The sequence below is a fragment of the Agrobacterium sp. rho-13.3 genome (assembly GCF_033957765.2).
GTDB lineage: Bacteria > Pseudomonadota > Alphaproteobacteria > Rhizobiales > Rhizobiaceae > Agrobacterium.
The window spans coordinates 2,230,892-2,250,503 of the sequence record NZ_CP192774.1; the positions used below are offsets into that span (position 1 = coordinate 2,230,892).

10 protein-coding genes are annotated in these 19,612 nt (G+C 58.4%); all 10 read left to right on the plus strand.

The features are described 5' to 3' along the window. Positions 1 to 91 precede the first annotated feature (91 nt). The 10 genes from RMR16_RS11095 to glgX all read left to right on the plus strand — a co-directional run bounded on the left by RMR16_RS11095 (position 92) and on the right by glgX (position 19,579). Positions 92 to 3,421, plus strand: coding sequence for a DUF2126 domain-containing protein (locus RMR16_RS11095; RefSeq protein ID WP_320198175.1), 3,330 nt, complete (start codon positions 92 to 94; stop codon positions 3,419 to 3,421). Position 3,422: 1 nt separating this feature from the next. Then, entirely contained in the window at positions 3,423 to 5,831 is a 2,409-nt protein-coding gene (locus RMR16_RS11100) for a circularly permuted type 2 ATP-grasp protein (protein ID WP_413785951.1), read from the plus strand. Between the two features lie 3 nt (positions 5,832 to 5,834). Then, on the plus strand, positions 5,835 to 6,716 hold the full coding sequence (locus RMR16_RS11105; protein ID WP_320198174.1) for a transglutaminase family protein: 882 nt from the start codon (positions 5,835 to 5,837) through the stop codon (positions 6,714 to 6,716). Between the two features lie 243 nt (positions 6,717 to 6,959). Next, entirely contained in the window at positions 6,960 to 8,135 is a 1,176-nt protein-coding gene (locus RMR16_RS11110; RefSeq protein WP_432353597.1) for a vWA domain-containing protein, read from the plus strand. 222 nt (positions 8,136 to 8,357) lie between these two features. Further along, complete coding sequence (locus RMR16_RS11115; protein WP_320198172.1) at positions 8,358 to 10,820, plus strand: glycogen/starch/alpha-glucan phosphorylase; 2,463 nt, start codon at positions 8,358 to 8,360, stop codon at positions 10,818 to 10,820. Then, on the plus strand, positions 10,820 to 13,027 hold the full coding sequence (gene glgB, locus RMR16_RS11120) for a 1,4-alpha-glucan branching protein GlgB (protein ID WP_320198171.1): 2,208 nt from the start codon (positions 10,820 to 10,822) through the stop codon (positions 13,025 to 13,027). The genes RMR16_RS11115 and glgB overlap by 1 nt, the downstream gene beginning before the upstream one ends. 45 nt (positions 13,028 to 13,072) lie before the next feature. After that, on the plus strand, positions 13,073 to 14,335 hold the full coding sequence (glgC, locus tag RMR16_RS11125) for a glucose-1-phosphate adenylyltransferase (protein ID WP_320198170.1): 1,263 nt from the start codon (positions 13,073 to 13,075) through the stop codon (positions 14,333 to 14,335). A gap of 5 nt (positions 14,336 to 14,340) precedes the next feature. Continuing rightward, positions 14,341 to 15,783: a glycogen synthase GlgA gene (glgA, locus tag RMR16_RS11130; RefSeq protein ID WP_320198169.1), complete on the plus strand. Its 1,443-nt coding sequence runs from the start codon at positions 14,341 to 14,343 to the stop codon at positions 15,781 to 15,783. Next, positions 15,784 to 17,415, plus strand: a complete 1,632-nt coding sequence (locus RMR16_RS11135) for an alpha-D-glucose phosphate-specific phosphoglucomutase (RefSeq protein ID WP_320198168.1) — start codon at positions 15,784 to 15,786, stop codon at positions 17,413 to 17,415. Between the two features lie 217 nt (positions 17,416 to 17,632). Beyond that, on the plus strand, positions 17,633 to 19,579 hold the full coding sequence (glgX, locus tag RMR16_RS11140) for a glycogen debranching protein GlgX (protein ID WP_320198167.1): 1,947 nt from the start codon (positions 17,633 to 17,635) through the stop codon (positions 19,577 to 19,579). The last annotated feature ends 33 nt before the right edge of the window (positions 19,580 to 19,612 follow it).

A 19,612-nucleotide genomic window follows, 5' to 3' on the forward strand; every position in this document is an offset into this window, starting at 1 on the left:
CTTGCTTTATTCGCGTGCATTGCACAAAATCCAAGCAATTAAAGAGGGGCGGAAATATCCGCGCAAACCGGAAAACCGGGCAAGGGCACGCATGTCAATCAAAGCAAGCATCTATCATCTGACGCATTATAAATACGACAGACCGATCCGCCTTGGACCGCAGATCATCAGACTGAAGCCTGCGCCACACTCTCGCACCCATGTCATCAGCCATTCGTTGAAGGTTTCGCCCGCAAACCACTTCGTCAATTTGCAGCAAGACCCCTACGGCAATTTTCTGGCGCGTTATGTTTTTCCAGACCCCGTCACCGAGTTCAGGATAGAGGTCGATCTCGTCGCGGATATGACGGTTTATAATCCGTTCGATTTCTTCGTCGAGGAAAGCGCAACCTATTGGCCTTTCGAGTATCCAGAAACGCTGAAAGACGACCTTTCGATCTATAGAACGCCTGAGCAAACCGGGCCGCTGCTGACCGCACTTCTGCAAACCATCGACAAGACACAAGGCCAGCCGACCGTGGATATGGTGGTGGGCCTCAATGCCCGTCTGCAAAGCGAAATCGGCTATGTCATTCGCATGGAAACCGGTGTGCAAACACCGGAGGAAACGCTGGCATCCGCCAAGGGCTCTTGCCGTGACACCAGCTGGTTGCTGATACAAATTCTGCGCCATCTGGGTTTTGCCGCCCGCTTCGTTTCCGGTTATTTGATCCAGCTGGCACCGGACCTGAAAGCCTTGGACGGCCCTTCCGGTACGGAGGTGGATTTCACCGACCTGCACGCATGGGCAGAGGTTTATCTGCCCGGCGCCGGCTGGGTCGGGCTTGATCCGACGTCTGGGCTTTTGACCGGCGAGAGCCATGTTCCGCTGTCTGCGACACCGCATTACAGCAATGCCGCGCCTATTTCCGGCGGATATTATGGTGAGGCCAACACGGAATTTGCCTTCGATATGAAGGTCACGCGCGTGGCCGAGCACCCGCGCATCACCAAGCCTTTTTCCGACGAAAGCTGGGATCGCCTGAATGCGCTCGGCGAACAGGTGGACAAGGTTCTGGCGGAACAGGACGTGCGCCTGACCATGGGCGGTGAACCGACCTTCGTGTCGATCGATGACTTCGAAGCGGGGGAATGGAACACCGATGCCGTTGGTCCGACCAAGCGCGAGAAGGCCGATGTGCTGATCCGTAAACTGCGGGAGCGCTTCGCTCCCAATGGTTTCCTGCATTATGGTCAGGGCAAATGGTATCCCGGCGAAAGCCTGCCACGCTGGACGTTCTCGCTCTACTGGCGCAAGGACGGGCAATCGGTCTGGCACAATCCTGATCTGGTCGCACGCGAAGGCATCGACACCGGCGTCACTTCGGAAGATGCCGAAAAACTGCTGACCAACATCGCTTCCAATCTGGAGATTGCACCGGAACTGGTGCTGCCCGCTTTCGAAGACCCGGCGGAATGGCTGATCAAGGAAGGCAATCTGCCGGAGAATGTCGATCCATCGAATTCCAAGCTGAAAGACCCGGAAGAGCGCAACCGCATCGCCCGCGTTTTCGAGCGCGGCCTGACAACGCCCACCGGCTATATTCTGCCCGTGCAGGCTTGGAATGCGAAGGCAACCTCCGAAAAGCGCTGGATGAGCGAAAAATGGAAGACCCGGCGCGGCCGCATCTTCCTCGTGCCGGGCGATAGCCCAGTCGGTTATCGCATCCCGCTCGGCACCCTGCCTCATCTCCCGCCCTCGAAATTCCCCTATATCCACCCGGCGGACCCTTCGGTGCCCCGTGGCGCACTGCCCGATGCCGTTGCGCCCACGGCAAGAGCGCTGCCGGAAGCGTCGTTTCAGGCCAGCGAAAGCGCCACGCAGGAACGCATCGAGCAGTCGATCAGCGATATCCACGGTGAAGTCCGCACCGCCCTGTCGGTCGAGGCGCGGGATGGACGCCTCTGCGTCTTCATGCCGCCCGTGGAACGCATCGAGGACTATCTCGACCTCATCGCCGCCGCTGAAAAAGCCGCGACCGATCTCGGTCTGCCTATTCACATCGAAGGCTATACCCCGCCGCATGACGAGCGCATGAATGTCATTCGCGTGGCACCGGACCCGGGGGTCATCGAAGTCAACATTCACCCCGCCGCAAGCTGGAAAGACTGCGTCGACATCACCACCTCGGTGTATGAAGACGCCCGCCAGACGCGGCTGGGTGCCGATAAATTCATGATCGATGGTCGCCACACCGGCACCGGCGGTGGCAACCATGTGGTGGTGGGCGGGGCAAACCCCAATGACAGCCCGTTCCTGCGCCGTCCCGATCTGCTGAAAAGCCTCGTCCTGCACTGGCAGCGCCACCCGTCCCTGTCCTACATGTTTTCCGGCCTGTTCATCGGCCCGACAAGTCAGGCACCGCGCATAGATGAAGCGCGTCATGACAGCATGTACGAGCTGGAAATCGCCATGGCGCAGGTGCCGATGCCGGGTGAAGGCAGCGCACCGCTGCCTTGGCTGGTGGACCGCCTGTTCCGCAACCTGTTAACGGACGTGACCGGCAACACTCACCGCTCTGAAATCTGCATCGACAAGCTGTTCTCCCCGGATGGCCCGACCGGGCGCCTTGGCTTGGTGGAGTTCCGTGGCTTTGAAATGCCGCCAAATGCGCGCATGTCGCTGGCGCAGCAATTGCTGGTCCGCGCCATTATCGCCCGGTTCTGGAAAAACCCGGTGGGCGGCAAATTCGTGCGCTGGGGCACGGCGCTGGCCGACCGCTTCATGCTGCCGCACTACATCTGGGCCGATTTCCTCGATGTGCTGGCAGACCTGAAAGAAAACGGCTTCGACGTGAAACCGGAATGGTTTGCTGCCCAACTGGAGTTCCGTTTCCCCTTCTTCGGACAGGTGGAATATGAAGGCTCGAAGCTGGAGCTTCGTCAGGCGCTGGAACCATGGCATGTGATGGGTGAACAGGGTGCGATTGGCGGCACCGTACGATATGTGGATTCCTCGGTCGAGCGTTTGCAGGTGCGGCTGGAAACCTCCAATCCATCCCGTTATACCGTGGCCTGCAACGGGCGCGCCGTGCCGCTGAAACAGACGGACGAGTCCGGCGTTTCGGTTGCCGGCGTTCGTTTCAAGGCGTGGCAACCGTCACAGGGACTGCACCCTGCATTGCCGGTGAACACACCGCTAACCTTCGACATATATGATACATGGTCGAACCGATCGATCGGCGGCTGCATCTATCATGTTGCTCATCCGGGCGGTCGCACCTATGAGACTTTCCCCGTCAATGGAAACGAAGCGGAAGCCCGGCGGCTGGCGCGATTCGAGCCATGGGGACATACGGCCGGTCACTACACCTTGTGGCCGGAAACAGCATCGCCGGAATTTCCGCTGACGCTGGATTTGAGACGCCCGCAGGGAGTGTGAATTGGCTAAGGCACCGGCAATGGAACGGACGCACGAGAAAACCGGCATGGGCTCCATGCTGGGTTATCGCTCCATGCCCGGAATTGCCGATGAAATGCTGGACATCAACGGTCGCATTCGCCCGGTCTGGCAGCCTTTCGTCAAGGCGCTGGAGCGCATGGGCGAACGGGAATTGCACGAGCGTTTCTCCCGCACCGACCGTTATCTGCGCGATGCTGGCGTTTTTTACCGGGATTACAGTGCGCAGGGGAACACTGAGCGCAACTGGCCGATTTCCCACATTCCTGTCCTGATCGACGAGAAGGAATGGGAAGCGGTTTCAAAAGGTCTGATCCAGCGGGCAAACCTGCTGGAAATGATCGTTTCGGATTTTTACGGTGAAAACCGGCTGGTGCAGGAAGGTTATGTTCCACCTTCCCTGCTCGCTTCCAACCCGGAATATCTGCGTCCGCTGGCGGGCGTAAAACCCGCAGATGGCCATTACCTGCATTTCTGTTCCTTCGAAATTGGCCGTGGACCAGATGGCAACTGGTGGGTGCTGGCAGACCGCACGCAGGCTCCTTCGGGTGCCGGGTTTGCGCTGGAAAACCGCGTGGCAACCACCCGCGCTTTTTCAGATATCTATGCCGAAGCCCATGTCCACCGCCTCGCCTCCTTCTTCGGCGCGTTTCGCGATACATTGCAATCGCACCGCCAGCACCCGGATGATCGCATCGCTGTTCTGACACCCGGACCGGCCAGCGAAACCTATTTCGAACACGCCTATATCGCCCGTTACCTCGGCTTCATGCTGCTGCAAGGCGAAGACCTGACTGTCGTAAACAACCGCGTCATGGTGCGCACGGTCGCGGGCCTCAAGCCTATCGGCGTGTTGTGGCGGCGTCTGGATGCGTCCTACGCCGACCCGCTGGAGCTGGATCAGAACTCCCATATCGGCACGCCCGGCATGGTCCAGGCGCTGCGCTCCGGTTCGCTCAGCATCGTCAACGCACTGGGGTCCGGCATTCTGGAAACCCGCGCGCTGTTGGCCTTCATGCCCGCCATCTGCCGTCATCTGCTGGGCGAAGATTTGGCCATGCCGTCCATCGCCACATGGTGGTGCGGCCAGCCGTCCGAGCGGGAGCATGTGGCGCGCAACATCGAGCGCATGGTCATCGGCCCCGCCTATTCGCGCCTGCCGTTCTTTGATGATAACGGCCAGTCCGTGCTCGGTTCGTCGCTGCGCGAAACAGCCAAGGATTCCATCGGCGACTGGCTTGCCAGCGATGGCAACAAGCTGGTGGGCCAAGAGGTCGTGACGCTGTCCACCACGCCTGCCTATGTAGACGGCAAGCTGGTGCCGCGCCCCATGAGCCTGCGCGTCTTTGCGGCCCGTACCCAAGATGGCTGGCAGGTCATGCCCGGCGGCTTTGCCCGCATCGGCCGCAGCAACGACACGGCGGCCATTGCCATGCAGGCGGGCGGCAGTGCTGCCGATGTGTGGATCGTCAGCAGCAAGCCGGTGGAACGCACCACGCTTTTGCCTGCGGAAGAAAACTTCATCCGCAACATGCCGGGCAGTCTGCCCAGCCGCGCAGCGGACAATCTGTTCTGGCTGGGCCGCTATATCGAACGGGCCGAAGGCGCATTGCGCATCCTGCGCGCATGGCACGCCCGTTACGCCGAATCCGCCGATCCGAAACAGCCGCTTCTGGCGCATGTGACGAAGTATCTCGAAACCGTCGATATCGACGTCGAAGAAGCCGTTCCATCCAGCCTGATTGCCAACCTGAACAGCGCCATCTATTCCGCCAGCAACATCCGCGACCGCTTTTCGCCGGATGGCTGGCTGGCATTGAATGATCTCGCCAAAACCGCCCGCCGTTTCCAGAGCAAGGTTGCCGCAGGTGACGATGCCACCCACGCCATGACAATTCTGCTGCGCAAGCTGGCGGGCTTTGCCGGTCTGGTGCATGAAAACATGTACCGCTTCACCGGCTGGCGTTTCCTGGCCGTGGGCCGTTATCTGGAACGCGGGCTGCATCTCACCCGCCTTCTCGGCCATATGAGCGGCCCGGACGCGCCGGATGGTTCTTATGACATGCTGCTGGAAATCGGCGATAGCGTCATGACCCACCGCCGCCGCTACAATGTGAACACCGCAGGGCTTACTGTCATGGACCTTCTGGGTCTTGATCCGCTCAACCCGCGTTCCATTCTGTTCCAGCTCAATGAAATCCGCACCGAGGTGGAGCAACTGCCCAATGCCTTCGTCAACGGCCAGATGTCACCCTTTTACCGCGAGGCGATGCGCGTTCATTCCGGCCTTGCCGTGATGACACCGGAAAACCTCTCCCCCGCCGTCTTCCGGCAGTTGGAACAGGATCTGGAACATCTTTCGGACGTTCTTGCTCAGACATACCTCGGATAACACATGCTCTACGACCTTTCGCTGCACATGGGTTATCTCTATGACACGCTGGCATCTGGCGCACGCCACATCATCCGCATCATGCCGCTGTCCATACCCGGCAGACAGAGACTGATTGCCGGGACGCTTGACGTGTCCCCCTCACCGGAACAGCGGACAGCGTTTAACGATTTCTTCCAGCAAAGTGCGACGTCTGTGTTTCTGCGCGCGCCGCATGACAAGCTGGATATCCGTATGCAGGCCCGCGTCTCGGTGGAAGGCCCGTCGATCACGGCAGATTTCTCGCCGCAGCTGTCGAAACTGCCAGCGGAACTGGCCAGCGTCTGGTCGCTGGACGCACAATCACCGCACCATTTCGCGGGCGCCAGCCCGCGCATCGGCGAAAATGCCGCGATTGCGTCTTACGCCCGTGAGACGATCAAACCGGGCATGACGATCCGCGAAATCGCCCTTGCGCTCTGCAAACGCATCTACACAGATTTCAAGTATGACAGCGAAGCCACCACGGTGGACACCACACCGGCGGAGGCCTTCAAGCTGAAGCGCGGCGTCTGTCAGGATTTCTCGCATATCATGATTTCGGCACTGCGCAGCCTCGGCATTCCGGCAGGGTATGTCAGTGGCTTTCTGCGCACCATTCCGCCCGCCGGCAAGGAAAGGCTGGAAGGTGCAGACGCCATGCACGCATGGGTGCGCGTGTGGTGCGGCGAGGCCACCGGCTATATCGAACTCGACCCCACCAATGACATTATTGCGGGCAGCGACCACATCGTTGTCGGTTATGGACGCGACTATGCCGACATAGCCCCGGTCATCGGTGTTTTGAAGAGCTACGGTGACCAGCAGATTACCCAGGCCGTCGATGTCATCCCCGTCAAAACCTGAACCGTGCCAAAGACGGTCATATTGCGTATCACGATGACGCATGGGCCAGTTTGACCGGTGAATTCTGTCCCATTTTGAGCACTCCTTAAATTTGCTCACGTAACGTTAGGGAAATCTACATTACCCAACGATAGACCTCGGCATCAGGATCCAATTGTATAGGTGGACATGATGTTCAACGGTGCTGAACATAACACGACAATCCGCTCTTTCCTCGCCGACCGCAGGGGAAACTTCGCGTTGATGACAGCGATAACTTTGCCATTGCTGATGGGTTTTGCAGGCGCCGGTCTGGAACTCACAAAGGCCATGCAGGTCAAACATGATCTGCAAAATATTGCGGATTCCGGGACTTTGGCAGCAGCGACGTCGTTTCGCATATCCGAGGGCAAAAAAAGCGACGCCGAACTGATCACCGAAACCAGAAACTTCCTCAGCAATGCAGAATTCATGCAGGCGATGACCGAGGATGAGAAAAAAGATATTCTGGCAAATATCGGCACGGTCGCAACGCGCAGTGACACCTCCAAGGGCAAGTCCTTCCAGATTGCGACAACCGTGTCCTACAATATGCCCCTCAACCCCTTGCTTGGACTGGTAGGGGCAAAGTCGATCACGCTCTCCGCAACCAGTACGTCTGAAAGCAGCTTCAACAAGGGCGCTGCGATGTCGATGTATCTGGTGCTGGACCGATCCGGTTCCATGTCCTTCAAGACCGATACCATCGACAAGAGCAAAACATCCTGCCCGAACTACACCGCCAGCAACTGGGGCCAGACGCAGGCCAAGGTGACGTCAAGCCCTTGTTACGTCAACAAAAGCACGTCGCTGAAAACGGCCGTGAGCTATCTGGTGGATACGCTCAACAAATCCGATCCCACCTACAAAGCAAGCGGGCTGCCGGAATCCGACATGGTTCGCACCGGCGCCGTAGCCTATAATGATGCCAGCTTTTCTGCGCAGACGTTGGACTGGGGCACAAAGAAGGCAAACACCTATGTCCAGGCCATTCCGCAATTTCCGGAAGGCGGCACCAATGCGAATGCTGCGCTCAACGTCGCCTATGACGCGCTAAAGCAGAGCAATACCACCGAAAGCAAAGCGCAAGCCGAAAAGAAGAACAGCTCTTTTCAACGTTATATCGTGCTGATGACGGATGGCGAAATGACCGGGGCCAGCGCAGCTTGGAACGCCACCATCGACGCGCAGGTGCGTGCAACCTGCACCAAGGCCAAGGCCGACGACATCAGAATTTTCACCATTGCTTTCATGGCGCCGGACAAGGGCAAATCACTGCTTCAGGCCTGCGCGACAAGCGCTGAGAACTACTACGCGCCGGAAAATATGGAGCAGATCGTGGCGGCTTTTGGCGACATTGCCAAAAAAGCGTCCAGCGAGATGAGCCGTGTAACGAACTGACACCAGGCCAAATGCATCAGCAAGCCGCGAGAGCCGCAAGGTTCTTGCGGTTTTTTGCGTTTTGGGCCGGAGCAGATGGCGGATTCAAACGGTTAAATCATTCTCGTCTACCGAAAATCCTCTGTTGCAAGAGCCTGTGAACGATGCATAAATCGCATTCGACACAACATGACGGATCGACAGACTCAGGCTCCCTCCTCCCATCAAGGTGCTGACCGACCAATGATCAACAAACTCGCCACCAACGATCTTCCCCGTCCCGCCCCGCGCAGTTCAGACCCGGAAGTCCTTGCCAATGAAATCATCGAAAGACTGACCTACCGCATCGGCAAGGACGTGAAGGTTGCCAAACCGCACGACTGGCTGACAGCCACTATTCTGGTCGTCAGAGACCGCATCATCGACAAGTGGATGGAGTCTACCCGCAAGGCCTACCAGCACGATTCCAAGCGCGTTTATTATCTGTCGCTGGAGTTTCTGATCGGTCGCCTGATGCGCGATGCCATCTCCAACCTCGGCTTGCTCAGCGAGATCAAGGATGCGTTGACATCGCTGGGTGTCGAGCTGGACGTCATCTCCGCGCTGGAACCGGATGCGGCGCTGGGCAATGGTGGTCTTGGCCGTCTTGCCGCCTGCTTCATGGAATCCATGGCAACGGTCGATATTCCGGCCTACGGTTACGGCATTCGTTACGTGCACGGCCTGTTCCGCCAGCAGATGGCCGATGGCTGGCAGGTGGAATTGCCAGAGACATGGCTGGCCCATGGCAATCCGTGGGAATTCGAGCGTCGCGAAAGCTCCTATGAGATCGGTTATGGCGGCTCGGTGGAAACCATCGGCGGTTATGAAGAACCCCAGCGTTTCGTCTGGAAACCCGCCGAGCGCGTCATCGCCATGGCGGTGGATACCCCGGTTGTCGGCTGGCGCGGCACCCGCGTCAACACGCTGCGCCTGTGGTCTGCCCAGCCGATCGACCCGATCCTGCTCGACGCGTTCAACGCGGGCGATCACATCGGTGCACTGCGTGAAAGCAACAAGGCAGAAGCGCTGACCCGCGTGCTTTACCCTGCCGACGCCAATCCGGCAGGTCAGGAACTGCGGCTGCGGCAGGAGTTTTTCTTCTCGTCGGCCTCGCTTCAGGACATTCTGCGCCGCCATTTGCAGCAATATCCTGACTTCACGAGCCTGCCTGAGAAGGTCGCCATCCAGCTAAACGACACCCATCCGGCCATTTCCATCGCCGAGATGATGCGTCTTCTGTGCGATGTGCACGGTCTGGAATTCGATGAGGCCTGGGCCATCACCCGCGGCACGTTCTCCTACACCAACCACACACTTCTGCCCGAAGCGCTGGAAAGCTGGCCGGTGCCGTTGCTGGAGCGCGTGTTGCCGCGCCACATGCAGATCATCTATGCGATCAACGCCAACACGCTTCTTTTCGCCCGCAAGGAAAAGAAGATGGCGGATCAACAGATCCGCTCCGTTTCGCTGATCGAAGAAGGTGGCGAACGCCGCGTGCGTATGGGCAACCTCGCCTTCATCGGCTCGCACTCCATCAACGGCGTGTCGGCGCTTCATACCGAGTTGATGAAGGAAACGGTGTTTTCCGAGCTTCACACGCTCTATCCGGACCGCATCAACAACAAGACCAACGGCATTACGCCGCGCCGCTGGCTGATGCAGTGCAACCCCGGCCTCACCGGCCTCATTCGTGAAGCCATCGGCGATGACTTCCTGGATGATGCGGAAAAGCTGATCGCGCTGGACCGTTTTGCGGAAGACGCCGGTTTCCGCGAAAAATTCGCCGAAATCAAAAGGCTGAACAAGGTGCGTCTGGCCCAAACCGTCGCGCAGCGCATGGGCATCCGTGTCGATCCATCGGCCATGTTCGACATTCAGATCAAACGCATTCACGAATACAAGCGACAGCTCCTCAACCTCATCGAGACGGTCGCCCTTTACGACCAAATCCGTTCCCACCCGGAACTGGACTGGGTGCCGCGCGTTAAGTTCTTTGCTGGCAAGGCAGCGCCGAGTTATCACAACGCCAAGCTTATCATTAAGCTTGCCAATGATATCGCGCGCGTCATCAACAACGACCCGGCGGTGCGCGGACTTCTGAAGGTGGTGTTCATTCCCAACTACAACGTGTCCCTTGCGGAAATCATGGTTCCGGCAGCCGACCTGTCTGAACAGATTTCAACGGCGGGCATGGAAGCATCCGGCACCGGCAACATGAAATTCGGCCTGAACGGCGCGCTGACGATAGGCACGCTGGATGGTGCAAACGTCGAAATGCTTGAGCATCTGGGCAAGGAAAACATCGTCATTTTCGGCAAAACAGCCGCCGAAGTGTCGCAGGCCCGTGCTGAAGGTCACAATCCCCGCGCCATCATCGAAAGCTCGGTTGAGCTTTCACAGGCGCTGTCGTCCATTGCATCAGGCGTCTTCTCGCCGGATGACAGGTCGCGTTTCTCGGCCCTGATGGACGGCATCTACAACAATGACTGGTTCATGGTTGCTGCGGACTTCGATGCCTACGCGCAAGCCCAGCGTGACGTCGATGCCATCTGGAGCGAACCAACGAGCTGGTACGAAAAAACCGTGCGCAATACGGCACGCATGGGCTGGTTCTCGTCCGACCGGACGATCCGGCAATATGCAACCGAAATCTGGAGAGCCTAATGAAAAAACCGCTCAATTCTGCCGAAGAGAAAAAGACTGGCGCAACAGCAAAGGCTGAAATCGAGGCAATAAAGAGCGGTTTGCATTCCAACCCCTTCGCCGTACTCGGCGTGCATCAGACACCGGACGGTTTTGTCGCCCGGTGTTTCATTCCCGGCGCGGAAGCTGTCACAGTCATCAAGCTTGATGGCACGATTGCCGGTGAACTGACCTGCACCGACGAGGATGGTTTTTTCGAAGGCCCGGTCCAGCTTTCCAAACGCCAGCCGATCCGCTACCGCGCCGTGCGCGACGATGCGGAATGGGCCGTCACAGATCCGTACAGCTTCGGTCCGGTTCTCGGCCCCATGGATGATTATTACGTCCGCGAGGGTTCGCACCTGCGCCTGTTCGACAAGATGGGCGCGCACCCGTTGAAGCTGGAAGGCGTGGACGGTTTTCATTTCGCCGTATGGGCACCCAATGCCCGGCGTGTTTCGGTGGTGGGTGATTTCAACAATTGGGATGGCCGCCGCCACGTCATGCGCTTCCGCAAGGACACCGGCATCTGGGAAATCTTCGCACCGGATGTAAACGCCGGACGCGCCTATAAATTCGAGATTATCGGCCCGCATGGCGAGTTGTTGCCGCTCAAAGCCGATCCTTATGCCCGCCGTGCCGAGCTGCGGCCAAAAAATGCGTCCATCACCACGCCTGAACTTGTCCAGCAATGGAGCGACCAGACGCACCGGGAACACTGGGCCAGCATCGACCAGCGCCGCCAGCCGATCAGCATATACGAAGTGCACGCATCCTCGTGGCAGCATGGCGAAAACGGCGCGCTGCTGACATGGGACGAATTGGCAGCAAGGCTTATTCCTTACTGTGCCGATATGGGCTTTACCCATATCGAGTTCATGCCGATCACCGAACACCCCTATGATCCATCATGGGGCTATCAAACCACGGGCCTTTACGCACCAACCGCGCGTTTCGGAGAGCCGGAAGGGTTTGCCCGTTTCGTCAATGGCGCACACAAGATCGGCATCGGCGTCATTCTGGACTGGGTACCTGCCCACTTCCCGACGGACGCGCATGGCCTTCGTGAGTTCGATGGCACGGCCCTTTACGAACACGCCGATCCGCGTCAGGGTTTCCACCCGGACTGGAACACCGCGATCTACAATTTCGGGCGTGTCGAAGTCATGTCCTACCTCATCAACAATGCACTGTATTGGGCCGAGAAATTCCACCTCGACGGCCTGCGCGTCGATGCCGTCGCGTCCATGCTGTACCTCGATTATTCCCGCAAGGAGGGCGAATGGGTCGCCAACGAATATGGCGGGCGCGAAAATCTTGAATCGGTGCGTTTCCTTCAGCAGATGAACACGCTGATCTATGGCAACCACCCCGGCGTGATGACGATTGCCGAGGAATCCACCTCATGGCCCAAGGTCTCCCAGCCGGTGCACGAGGGCGGTCTGGGCTTTGGTTTCAAGTGGAACATGGGCTTCATGCATGACACGCTGAGCTATTTTTCGCGGGAGCCGGTGCATCGCAAATTCCACCATCAGGAACTGAGCTTCGGCCTGCTTTATGCCTTCAGCGAAAACTTCGTGCTGCCGATTTCTCACGATGAAGTGGTTCACGGCAAGGGCTCGATGATTGCCAAAATGCCGGGTGACGACTGGCAGAAATTTGCCAATCTGCGCGCCTATTACGCCTTCATGTGGGGATATCCGGGCAAGAAGCTGCTGTTCATGGGGCAGGAATTTGCGCAGTGGAGCGAGTGGAGTGAAAAAAGCCCGCTCGACTGGAACCTGCTGCAATACAACATGCATGAGGGAATGCGCCGCCTCGTGCGCGATCTCAACTTCACCTATCGGTCAAAAGCTGCACTGCACGCCCGTGATTGTGAGCCGGAAGGCTTCCAGTGGCTGAGCGCGGACGACCATGAAAACTCCGTCTTCGCATGGTTGCGTCTCGCACCGGGCGAAAAGCCGGTTGCCGTCATCTCCAATCTGACGCCGGTGTATCGGGAGAACTTTTACGTGCCACTGCCCACGGCAGGTCGCTGGCGCGAAGTGCTGAATACGGACGCCGAGATTTATGGGGGCAGCGGCAAGGGCAATGGCGGGCGGGTGCAAGCCGTGGATGCGGGTGGCACCATCGGCGCAACGCTGACGCTTCCGCCGCTGGCCGTCATAATGCTGGAACTCGAAAACTAAAGCATAGAACAAGATACCATACGGGAATTTCATGGGAGGATACCAATGAGTGAAAAAAGAATTCAGCCTCTGGCGCGTGATGCAATGGCCTATGTCCTCGCGGGCGGGCGCGGCAGCCGCCTGAAAGAGCTGACAGATCGGCGCGCAAAACCAGCCGTTTATTTTGGCGGCAAAGCACGTATCATCGATTTTGCTCTGTCGAATGCTCTCAATTCCGGCATTCGCCGCATTGGTGTTGCCACCCAATACAAGGCGCACTCGCTCATCCGCCACCTTCAGCGTGGCTGGGACTTTTTCCGCCCGGAACGCAACGAAAGCTTCGACATTCTGCCCGCTTCCCAGCGTGTGTCGGAGACACAGTGGTATGAAGGCACCGCCGACGCCGTTTATCAGAACATCGACATCATCGAGTCCCACGGCCCCGAATATATGGTCATCCTGGCAGGCGACCATATCTACAAGATGGACTATGAATACATGCTACAACAGCATGTGGATTCGGGTGCAGACGTCACCATCGGCTGCCTTGAAGTGCCGCGCATGGAAGCCGTCGGGTTCGGCGTCATGCACGTCGATGACAAAGATCGCATCATCGATTTCATCGAAAAACCCGCCAATCCGCCTGGCATTCCTGGCAATGAGGACTTTGCGCTCGCCTCCATGGGCATTTACGTGTTCCACACGAAATTCCTGATGGATTGCCTGCGCCGCGATGCCAGCGACCCCAATTCCAGCCGCGATTTCGGCAAGGATATCATTCCTCATATCGTCAAAAACGGCAAAGCCGTCGCGCATCGCTTCGCCGATAGCTGCGTGCGTTCCGATTTCGAACACGGCCCCTACTGGCGCGACGTGGGTACGATCGATGCCTATTGGCAGGCCAATATCGACCTGACAGACATTGTTCCCGATCTCGATATCTATGACAAATCCTGGCCGATCTGGACCTATGCGGAAATTCTGCCCCCTGCCAAATTTGTGCATGACGATGAAAATCGTCGTGGCTCGGCAACGTCGTCGGTCGTGGCGGGTGACTGCATCATCTCCGGTGCGTCGCTCAATCGCAGCCTGTTGTTCACAGGTGTTCGCGCCAATTCCTATTCCCGCCTTGAGAATGCCGTAGTGCTGCCGAGTGTGAAAATCGGTCGCCACGCCCAGCTTAGCAATGTGGTGATCGACCACGGTGTTGTCATTCCAGAGGGGCTGATTGTTGGCGAAGACCATGAACTGGATGCAAAGCGCTTCCGCCGCACTGACAGCGGTATTTGCCTGATAACCCAATCGATGATCGACAAGCTGGACCTGTAGTGCTCATGAATGTTCTTTCGGTTGCATCCGAAGTCTATCCACTCATCAAAACCGGGGGGCTCGCCGATGTTGCCGGCGCGCTTCCCATCGCGCTCAAAGCTTATGGCGTCAACACCCGCACACTTATTCCCGGCTACCCGGCAGTCAAAGCCGCCGTCCAGGATGCGGTGAAAATCGGCGAATTCTCCGATCTGCTGGGCGAACATGCCGATATTCTCGAAGCGCACCACGAAGGTCTCGACCTTTTGATCCTCGATGCGCCCGCTTTTTTCGACCGCCCGGCCGGTCCCTATCTGGATTCGACCGGCAAGGATTTTGCCGATAACTGGAAGCGTTTTGCAGCCCTGTCCCTTGCCGCCGCAGAGATCGCCGCTGGCAAATTACCGGGCTGGCAGCCAGACCTTTTGCACGCGCATGATTGGCAAGCCGCGATGGCCCCGGTCTACATGCGTTATGCGGAAACGCCGGAAATTCCGAGCATTCTGACCGTCCATAATATCGCTTTTCAGGGCCAGTTCGGCGCGAATATTTTCAGCGAGTTGCGCCTGCCTGCCCACGCTTTCGCTACCGAAAGCATTGAATATTATAACGATATCAGTTTCCTGAAAGGCGGCGTGCAAACGGCGACCGCCATCAGCACCGTCAGCCCGTCCTACGCCGAGGAAATCTTGACGCCGGAATTCGGCATGGGGCTGGATGGTGTCATGCGCGACCGCGCCCATGTGATGCACGGCATCGTCAATGGCATCGATGCGGATGTGTGGAACCCCGCCACCGACCATCTCATCCATGACAATTATTCCGCCGCCAACCTCAAGGCGCGTGCGCTCAGCAAAGCGGCTGTCGCCAGCCATTTCCGTATAGAGCATGATAGTGGCCCGCTGTTTTGCATCATCTCCCGCCTCACATGGCAAAAGGGCATCGACCTTGTGGCCGAGGTGGTGGACGATATCGTTGCCGCAGGCGCAAGGCTGGTCGTGCTGGGCGCTGGTGAAATTGCGCTGGAAGGCGCGCTTCTCGCCGCCGCATCCCGCCATCCGGGCCGCGTTGGCGTCGCCATCGGCTATAACGAACCGCTGTCGCATCTCATGCAGGCGGGCAGCGATGCCATTATCATTCCGTCCCGCTTCGAGCCATGCGGCCTGACCCAGCTTTACGCCCTTCGTTATGGCTGTATCCCCGTTGTTGCGCGCAATGGCGGGCTGAACGATACGGTCATCGATGCCAACCATGCGGCAATTGCTGCCAAGGTGGCCACCGGCGTGCAGTTTTCTTCCATCACCGCAGACGGTTTGCGGCAAGCCATTCGCCGTACCGTGCGCTATTATGACGAACCGAAACTGTGGACGCAGATGCAGAAGCAGGGCATGAAATCGGACGTTTCCTGGGAAAAAAGCGCAGGCCTTTATGCCGCGCTCTACGCCCAACTTATTTCGAAAGGCCAATAAATGACCATCAATACTGTCCAGACAAAACCGTTTCAGGACCAGAAGCCGGGCACTTCAGGCCTGCGCAAGAAGGTGCCGGTTTTCGCACAGGAAAACTACGCCGAAAACTTCATCCAGTCGATTTTCGATAGTCTGGAAGGGTTTGCCGGACAGGCTTTGGTGGTGGGCGGCGATGGCCGTTATTACAACCGCGAAGTCATTCAAAAGGTCATCAAAATGGCAGCAGCCGCTGGCTTCGGCAAGGTTCTGGTCGGTCAGGGCGGCATTCTTTCCACACCCGCCGCCTCCAACATCATCCGCAAATACAAGGCGTTCGGCGGCATCGTTCTGTCGGCCAGCCACAACCCCGGTGGCCCGAACGAAGACTTCGGCATCAAATACAACATCGGCAATGGCGGCCCCGCACCGGAGAAAATCACCGACGCTATTTTCGACCGCACCAAGTCGATTGAAACCTATCGCATCGCCGATGTTGCCGATATCGATCTCGATACCATCGGCACTTTCGATGTGGCTGGCATGGCGGTGGATGTTATCGACCCGGTTGCCGATTACGCTACGCTGATGGAAGAACTGTTCGATTTCGCCGCCATCCGCAACCTGATCGCGGGCGGCTTCAAGGTCGTGGTCGATAGCATGAGCGCCGTCACCGGCCCCTATGCCGTCGAAATCATCGAAAAACGCCTTGGCGCGCCAGCCGGGTCGGTGCGCAATTCCGTTCCCCTGCCGGATTTCGGCGGCCACCACCCGGACCCGAATCTTGTCCATGCCAAGGACATGTATGACGATGTGATGAGCGCGGCTGGCCCGGATTTCGGTGCCGCGTCCGATGGCGACGGCGACCGCAACATGGTGGTCGGCAAGGGTATGTTCGTCACCCCCTCCGACAGCCTTGCCATCATCGCCGCCAATGCAACGCTCGCGCCGGGTTATGCGGCTGGCATTTCCGGCATCGCCCGCTCCATGCCAACCAGTGCCGCCGCTGACCGCGTGGCCGAAAAGCTCGGAATCGGCATGTATGAGACGCCCACCGGCTGGAAGTTCTTCGGCAATCTTCTGGACGCAGGCAAAGTCACCGTCTGCGGCGAAGAGAGCTTTGGCACCGGCTCCAACCACGTCCGTGAAAAAGACGGCCTCTGGGCCGTGCTCTTCTGGCTGAACATCGTCGCGAGCCGCAAGGAAAGCGTCAAGGACATCGTCACGAAACATTGGGCCGAATATGGCCGCAACTATTATTCACGCCACGATTACGAAGAGGTCGACAGCGACGCCGCCAACACGCTGGTCAGCATCCTGCGCGAAAAGCTCGCCACCCTTCCCGGCACCAGCTACGGCGCGTTGAAGGTCAAGGCTGCGGACGACTTCGCCTATCTCGATCCGGTCGATCAATCCGTCAGCAAAAATCAGGGCATCCGCATCCTCTTCGAAGGCGGCTCCCGTATCGTCATCCGCCTCTCCGGCACCGGCACGGCGGGCGCAACGTTGCGGCTTTATGTCGAGCGTTATGAGCCAGATGCGGCACGTCACACCATCGATACGCAGGAAGCACTGGCGGATCTGATTGCCGTTGCGGACACGATTGCGGGGATCAAGAAGCACACGGGGCGTGATGCGCCGACGGTTATTACGTAACTTCAGGGTCGCGGGTGGGGTTTACCCCCCTCTGCCCTGCCGGGCATCTCCCCCTCAAGGGGGGAGATCGGCCAAGCGCTCTGGCAGCGCTTCATATACAGCATTCAAGATGGCCGAGAGGTTACCACGATTCGATCTCCCCCCTTGAGGGGGAGATGTCCGGCAGGACAGAGGGGGGTAAGCCCCACCCAAAAACCTCAAACCAAGAGCAAACCCCATGCACCCCACCGTTTTCCACCAAGGCCCCACCCTCACGGAAAACGGAACGGAATTTTCCGTCTATTCGCACCATGCCTCGCAGATCGACCTCTGCCTTTTCGACGCCACCGGCAAAACCGAAACCGCCCGCCTGCCCATGCAGCGCAGCGACGATGACGTCCACCGCGTCACCACAAATGCGCCGATCGGCACGCGATACGCCTTTCGCGCCCACGGTGTTTACGCACCTGAGCGCGGCCTGTGGTTCGACCCGTCAAAACTGCTGCTGGACCCCTACGCCACGGAAATCGACCGGGCCTTCCAGCACAATCCTGCGCAGTTCACTTTCGGCGCCGACACCGCAGACATGATGCCCAAAAGTATCGTCTCACATTACGAGCCGGTGAAGCGCCAGCCACCTCTCTTTACATCAGGCGGGCTGATCTACGAGGTTGCCGTCAAGCCGTTCACCATCCTTCATCCAGATGTGCCCGAAGCGATCAGGGGAACGGTTGCCGCCCTCGCCCACCCTGCCATATTAGCCCACCTCAAAAAAATCGGTGTCGATGCGATAGAACTGATGCCGATTACCGCATGGATCGATGAGCGCCACCTGCCGCCGCTTGGCCTCACCAATGGCTGGGGTTACAACCCCGTCGGCTTTATGGCGCTTGACCCGCGCCTGTGCCCCGGCGGTGTGAAGGAGCTGCGAGACACGGTAGCGACCCTCCACGACAATGGCATCGGCGTCATCCTCGACCTCGTGTTCAACCACACCGGCGAAAGCGACCGCTTCGGCTCCACACTGTCGCTGCGCGGGCTGGATAACCTTACCTATTTCCGCCATTTGGCCGACGATTCCGGCACGCTGGTCAACGATACCGGCACCGGCAACACGGTTGCCTGTGACCACCCACAGGTGCGCCAACTGGTGCTGGATACGTTGCGCCATTTCGTCGCTCACGCGGGCATAGACGGTTTCCGCTTCGATCTCGCGCCCGTTCTGGGCCGCACCGCACAAGGTTTCGATAGTGCCAGCGAAACACTGACCGCAATGCAAACCGACCCGCTGCTGCATGACCGCGTCCTCATCGCCGAACCTTGGGATATCGGTCCCGGCGGTTATCAGCTCGGCAATTTCCCGGACAACTTCCTCGAATGGAACGACCGCGCCCGCGATGATCTGCGTCGTTATTGGCGCGGCGATGCCTCCACCACCGGCGCGCTGGCCGATGCGCTGGCCGGCTCATCGCCGATCTTCTCGCGTCACAACCGAACAGCGACCCGCAGCGTCAATTTCCTCGCCGCCCATGATGGCTTCACCCTGTTCGATACGGTGTCCCACGAATACAAACACAATGAAGCCAACGGCGAGCAAAACCGCGATGGCCACAACGAAAACCATTCGTGGAACAACGGCTTTGAGGGTTTGACGGACAATGCAGCCATTGACGCCACGCGGATCGCCGATGTCAAAACCCTGCTCTCCACACTCTTCGTCACACGCGGCGTTATCATGCTGACGGCGGGGGACGAAGGCGGGCGTAGCCAGCAGGGCAACAACAATGCCTATTGTCAAGACAATGGCATCACCTGGGTGGACTGGTCAGCCCTGTCACCGGAGCTGATCGATCACACCGCCTTTCTCTCAACGCTGCGCAAACGCTTCAATGTCTTCGCTGAGATGAACTTCTTCTCGTCTGACGCTGTTCAATGGCTTTCACCCACCGGAAATCCTATGACGACAGGTGAATGGGAAAACCCGGAAGGCACGCCATTTGCCATGGTGGTGAAGACACGCGACAGCCAAACCGATGACGTCGTGACGCTTGCAATTCTGTTTAACCGTAGCCGCGATGTCGTGCCGTTCACCCTGCCCGGAGAAGGATGGCAGGCCATCGGCACGGACTTCGGCAACCCCGCCTACCTGCCTTCCCGCTCGGTGGTGTTCTATTTAAAGAGCTAATATTGCACCGCAAAAATGTCATTGTTCTTTAAG